Here is a 6,526-nt window from a genome sequence, read left to right on the forward strand (position 1 = left end):
ACTTGGTAACGGGTTTGTTGGCATATAATGGGTCTTTAGACCCGTAAAGATGCTGGGCCTTTTTTCTGCTAGGTTTTCCGTCAGAATTTTCATATAATAAAAAAAAGACAGTACGGGATGTGAAAAATGATAAAAAAAGGCATTGCTTTACTTCTAAGTATCTTGCTGCTCCATAATATGGTGCTGCCCGCTTATGCACAAGCAGCACAAAGTGCGGCAATGCGACGTATGCCCTTTGAGGCAAGTGCTATCCCAGCGTTACCTACGGATGCGGTCAGCCGTGCGGTGGAGCAGGCACAATTTGAACGTTATAAACAAGTTAAAAATCTCGAATATGAAATATGGGAGAGAAACTTTGGGGATTTATCGCGGGAAATAGATGAAGTAGTAGATCTGTTGACGAAAGATGATGATAACAAGACTAACTATGACTATTTTAGAGAAGCGTACATAACGCAATTAAATGAGAGCTATGAAAAAGAAAAAGCAAAGATAGATAAAGAGTTGAAAAACTTAGACGAGGAGTATAGTCGTTTGCGTAAACGGGAAGCAATAGCGGATCTTTGTGAAGAAGCGGAAAACAAAGCATCCTGTGAATTGGCATATCGAAATTTATTAATAGAAATGTATGAAACCGGCAAAGCAGAAATACAGGAAGCCAAATTTGAATTGGACAACTGGTATAGCACACAGAGCCGGGAGCAAGCGATGCAAGCGGCTTACAAGAAAGTAGGGGCCAAATTTGACAAAGAATTAGAGAAACTGAAAGAGCAGCAAGATGATAGTAATTTTGAAGCGGGTAAGGCCTATATTCAAGGATTAGGCAGCCGTATCCATGCCCAAAAGTACACAGCGGCAGTTGAAGAAGTATATCCTTTATTTCATAGCATTGGGGCCTTGAAGGAAGCCGATCGGGCATGGGGCGCTCAGGTATTACGCCAAGAAATAGCGAATGAAAAATCATATTGTAAAAAGGTTGACTTTAAAACTCGTTTTCACGGTGCTGAACAAGAACAACAGGGAAAATGCAATGGTGCAATTTCCGCAGCGGGTGCTTTAACGATCATAGGGAAAGGACAAGAGGATAAAGATGCTTTATTTGACTTATTGAAAGAGGGACATAATGGGATTATGGCTCCGTCGGTGATTATGGCGGCAGGAATGGGATTGGTGGCATTAGGTGGAGCCAATTTATTAGCGGTACTTATCACAGAGAAAGCACGAGAAATTCCCCCTAGTTGGCAAATAAGCTTAGCAGTCCTCTCACTTGAAGAGTGGGGGCGCGCGTTTAGAGAATTGGAAGAAGGCGGAGAATGGTTGGGCTACAATCAGCAAGCGAGTCTGTACCAAGTGCAAAAAGGAGAGAAAGGATATCGTAGTGCTTGGAGTGATTTAGGAATTTATTTAGGGTTGGAAGCAAAAGCCGGGAATAAAGATGCAAAACATGCAATAAGTGTAATTGTAGGAGAAGGATATCATGGTCTAGTATATTTCGGATACACCAGTAGTGACTGGATTAGTGTAAAATTCCCTGCAGTTTTGGAAGGGATACTGGCAAGCGGCTATCAACTAGATGATAGTTTCTTAACACGAGATGCCCATGATGTGATAGATGCCAAAGGGCAGTATGAGGTAAATCCGAAAGCAAAATGGGCCGGCACGAAGCAATATTTGGATAAAAATCATTTAGATTTAACGGGCTATTTGATAAAAGTACTGTACTTTGGTGGAAAATCGGACTTAGATCCGTGGAGCCGATTGATTATCCGTAATGAATTGGTCAAAGCGTATAACGAAGTACCAAATCGTCCCAAGTATAAAGGTATGGTTAGCCAAAGAGCTCCTTCTCAGGAAGAGATTAATAGCTATCAACACTGGCAGAAGGTGCTAAGCAATCTCAGAGGCGTAGATATTGTACTAGCGATAATAGGCGTTTTAGCACTAGGAACTGGACTAGTAAAAGGTTTTGCCTCTGGAGTAAGCGGAATTGCTAAATTAAGTAAAACATTAAAAATTGCTCGTGCTGGGATGGGCACAGCTCGAGGCGCAAACGGTTTTGCCAAAATGTATGGTCGAGTAGTGCGGCTGGGTACTTTGCAGAAATCCGGAACCAGTAGCTATCGATTATATAGAATCAACCAGGCCTCTAAGGTATTAGAGACCCAGAGTATTTTGCCGAAAGTCCCTGTAAAGAATCTTCCTGTAAAACTGAGCTCTAAGATGAAAGCACGGGCCAGCCAGTCTATTATGCAAGCTACTGAATCCTATCAGGCCGAGAGAGCTGCTGCACAGGCTGCCGCTCAAGCTACGACTAAAGTGCCGCTAAGTGCAACTCCTGAGGTTAAGTTGGCTGGCCCTGCCTATACTGGGCCCGTCAAAGTAACGCATGCTCCTCAACCAGTGACCAATGCTATGGGACAGACCGTCATGCAATATCGGCCTATTAATCCGGAGCCAATTATTAAACCTTCTGGATGGAATGTTTTTAAAACCAATTTAGGCCAAAAATGGAACTGGTTTGGAGTGGGTGCAGAAGATTTAGGCGGCCAATTCTTAAAAGCTTTCCGCAGTAAAGTGGCTGGAACTGCCTTGGTAATTGGACTTAATACTACGCCATTTCCAAGCACTGGTTTAAGTAGCTTTGTCAAAGCCAGTAATACCATACGTACAGAACTGGTTATGGGTCGTACCACAAAAGGACTGACCGAGGTAACTTCCTTGTCCAGAGCAACTACTCCCATAAGCGAACTCGGACACGTAGGGGCAGGTTTACGGACTACTACTCCGCTTAGCTTGCGGACGCCAGCAAATATCACGAAAGCTGGACTCGGATTTAATCTGCCATTTAGCGGTAGCTTGCCCTATTTGTTGCCATTTTCTCTTCAAGCAATCGGAATCGATTCTAGAGCAGGGAACTGGTTGGGTATTGGCGGTGGCGGTGGTTTCCGCTTAAGTGAAAAAGATTATTCACGCTTGTTACTTCCTTACGATAACATGCCATTGTCTTCGCCAGATAAACTGACTCCGACGGTACAAGGAGTTGTCGCCTCTACTGTGGCGGTTACTTCTGTAAATGCTACGGTGGGACTTTCCCAACATGTTACCCCCCTTGTAGCCATTTCGTTGCCTTCTACACGCAAGGCGGCCTCATGGGTGGCACCTTTGGTGCTAACGGGCAGTATGCTACCGCAGCCGGCATGGGCGGCTACTTCTATAGGAAATGTGTTTTCTTCTCCGGCATTTATGATTGGTGCCGGTGCAGTTGGAGTGATGGGTTTAGCGGCCAGTGGTGCCTTTGGAAAAGAAGGATTAATTGGAAAACCTATCTATAAGCTGTTTAATACCCCCTATCAAATTACGCCCATGGTTTCCCCACGGGGCAAGCAACATACGGTATGGCAATTAAATAATTTAGTGGGCCGTCCGCTGGGATATATCAAATATGCACCGAGTGAAGAATTAGAACGTACACAACAGTTTTTGGATTTAATAAAACAGATAGATCCGACATCTATAAATTTACTCTCTCTGCAATATCCGTCTATAAGGGCACAAGGAATAGCGCATTTGTCCCCACGGTTACAACGTAATATACGTCAACAGGCCAATTCCTTCCTATTGTCTAAATTTCACAAAAATCCGGTATTTATGGATTTATCTAGCATAGATACCTCCGGTCAATTATTAATGGATTTGGAAGCCCATCCGGAAGCGTTTGCCCAAGCTTTGGTGTGGCAACCTATTTCCCTTGAGGAGTGGAATCAAGTAGAAAGTTTATTCCGACAACTTAATGATTTGGGCTTTCAGCATACGGATTTGGAAGCTAATATTTGGTTTAAGCGTCTTTCTGACGGCAGATTACAGTTAAGTATTTTGGACTTTGAAAAACGTTCGCTCCCAAAACACGGCACGGATTTGCAAACACTGCAATATTACAAGCAGCAATTAATCGCGCATCAGTTACTGGGAAAAAGCAACTTTTTTGACCATCCGCAAAACCGTCCGCATTATCTTTCTCAGGCAGATGAGAATTTAACGGAACGTGTCGTATGGGAAGTTCAAAATCGAAAGCATCAAAAGGTGGGATATTTGAAACTAACCGATTTAAGAGAAATGGAACGCACCAAAAAATTTGCGGTACTGGCTCAACAGAAAATCCCCTCCCTTGATTTGATAGAAATAGAGTACCCGCAAATCTTATCTACGGGTTGGCGTTATCTACCTGCCAAATTACACCCCCTGCTGATAGAAGAGGGCGCTGATAAAGATTTCGTGGCACACAATCGCGTAGGCCCTATGATTGTTTCGTCGGTAGATGTATCAGGGTTTATGCCCAGTTTGGTAGCTACCAATCATGCTATGCGTGTACGCGCCAAAAAGGCCTTGCGCGGTCAGCCCATTATGATGGTAGAGTGGGAACAACTGCTGGCTTTTTTCCGGTATATGAACCAGCAAGGTTTTAAACACGGCGATTTAACGCATAATTTATGGTTACGCCGCACCGAAGACGGCATTTTAAAAATGACCGTGATGGATTTTGAAGAAATTGATGATAATGACCCCGGCTATAATGACGTACAAACGCTACAAAGTTGGCAAAGAGCCTTGCGGAAGCATGGCCTTTTACAACAAAACGCAGTTCAAAATTTACCCACTTGGCAGCAGAGCTGGTTATCTGAAGAAGATTTTTAAGAAAATACTAAATGACTGCACTATTAACTAATCCCGTTTAGCCGATAATATCCCCCCCGCTACCGAGCATACTGCGCCAAATAGTAGGGCCGCCATGTAACCATAAATAAACGAGGGTTGATAAGGCATTCCGCGCCTAGATAAATACTGCTGTACTATCGTATATACCACTACGGATAATACGGTGCCGCTAATCATGCCCACATTGCGCGAAAGTGCGTTTACGCTGGCTACTACCCCTAAATGTTCTTTAGGAGCGGCGCTGAGCACCGCAGTATTATTAGGTACTTGGAAAGTGCCGGAACCAATTCCCATAGTCAGTTGTGCCAGTACAATATAGGAGATGCTGGGAGCAGCGCCGATAAAGGCGAACATCAGCGTAGAAATTAACAAAAATACAAATCCCACCGTCGTAATAATCCGCGCGGGCCACCTGGCACATAAAGCGCCGGACACGGCCGAAGTCAAAGCCAACATAATGGGAAAAGGTAACATCAGCAAACCTATTTTGACAGGATCCATGCCCATAATTTCGGTTAGATAAAAAGGCAGTAATACGGAATTAACAAATAAAGCGGTGAACCCCAACACCGCAACAGCGCATCCGTAGGCAATGGCAGGAATTTTGAAAATATCAAGTCCTATAAAGGGGTGCGTAGAAATTTTTTCTCTGCGAAAAAATAATACCCCAAACACAAGTGACGCCGCAAAACAAGCCAAAACCGTCCATAAATTTTCCCCCTCTGCCGAGGCTGTACTCATCGCATATAAAAAGGTAAAGCTGGTTACTACATAATAGGCGGCCCCCTGCCAATCTAATCTTTCTCGTTTTTTGGAGCGGAAACGCGGAATAATATAAATACCTCGCCATACGCCTATTGCACAAATGGGAATTGTCAACCAAAATAGCGACTTCCACCCCCACCACTGTATGAGTGCACCGCCAATGGCCGGGCCCGCCAGTCCTCCACAGGCTACTACCGCTCCAATCGCGCCAAATGCTTTCCCGCGGGATTTTCCGTGAAATACTTGTGTGATTAAAGCCTGCGCCGTAGCCATCATGGCAGAGGAGCCGATTCCTTGAATGACCCGTGCAAAAAGTACGGTTGCAAAAGAATTAGCCAATGCGCCAAATAGCGCCCCAATTCCAAATACCAAAAATCCGCCCAAATACATCCACTTGCGGCTATACATATCGGACAATTTTCCAAACACGGGTAGTAAACTGGTTAGCACTAATAAATATAAACTGACTACTAACTGTATGTCATCAATCGGTACCTGAAATTCAGCAGACATCGTCGGTAAGGCAATGTTTAAGATGCCGGCCGACAGAGTGGACATAAAAGTGCCGTTGGCCGTTACCGAAAAAATGGTCCATTTGCGAGATAGTTTGAAATGTACTTTCTGCATACTACTATTATATCTTTTCGAAAGATAAATTTAAAAATTGCTCTTTACAAGTTACAAGAAAAGAATTAGACTACAAGTATGGGGTATTTTAGACCTTAAATAACCCTGAGGGCCCAGGTAGTATCTGGGTCCAAAAAATGAACCAAAATAGGTCTTTTTTCACTTTCATATTTTGCAGGACAACGTTATACTATAAGTATGAAGTATTGCGTGAGATATTGAATTTAACTCGTAGAGGACTATTTATTATGTGCAAATTATTTCAAAAGTTTCTTGCCTGTTTTCTAAGTTTCTTGATGATCTACACCAGCGTAGTGCCGTCTTATGCGCAGGCGGCGGAGGGTGCTGCGCAGCAACGCGCGCAAGCCGGAGCCGGCGCCACCGGTACAGGGACGCAGCAAGAATCTCCCCAGAAAATAGC

2 protein-coding genes are annotated in these 6,526 nt (G+C 43.9%); one reads left to right on the forward strand and one right to left on the reverse strand.

Going from position 1 to position 6,526, the window contains the following annotated elements:
- The first annotated feature begins 126 nt into the window (after window positions 1-126).
- Window positions 127-4,692 (forward strand): hypothetical protein, encoded by a 4,566-nt coding sequence (locus tag IKN49_04285; protein MBR3632258.1) that lies wholly within the window; start codon window positions 127-129, stop codon window positions 4,690-4,692.
- Window positions 4,693-4,719: 27 nt separating this feature from the next.
- Here IKN49_04285 and IKN49_04290 read toward each other — a convergent pair whose 3' ends face one another.
- On the reverse strand, window positions 4,720-6,105 hold the full coding sequence (locus IKN49_04290) for an MFS transporter (GenBank protein MBR3632259.1): 1,386 nt from the start codon (window positions 6,103-6,105) through the stop codon (window positions 4,720-4,722).
- Window positions 6,106-6,526: the final 421 nt, after the last annotated feature.

The sequence above is a fragment of the Elusimicrobiaceae bacterium genome (genome assembly GCA_017528825.1).
GTDB lineage: Bacteria > Elusimicrobiota > Elusimicrobia > Elusimicrobiales > Elusimicrobiaceae > Avelusimicrobium.

What these genes read in the sequence shown, in the direction of transcription:
- IKN49_04285 (MBR3632258.1), top strand. Translation starts at nt 127, where the DNA reads ATGATAAAAAAAGGCATTGCTTTACTTCTAAGTATCTTGCTGCTCCAT.
- IKN49_04290 (MBR3632259.1), bottom strand. Translation starts at nt 6,105, where the DNA reads ATGCAGAAAGTACATTTCAAACTATCTCGCAAATGGACCATTTTTTCG.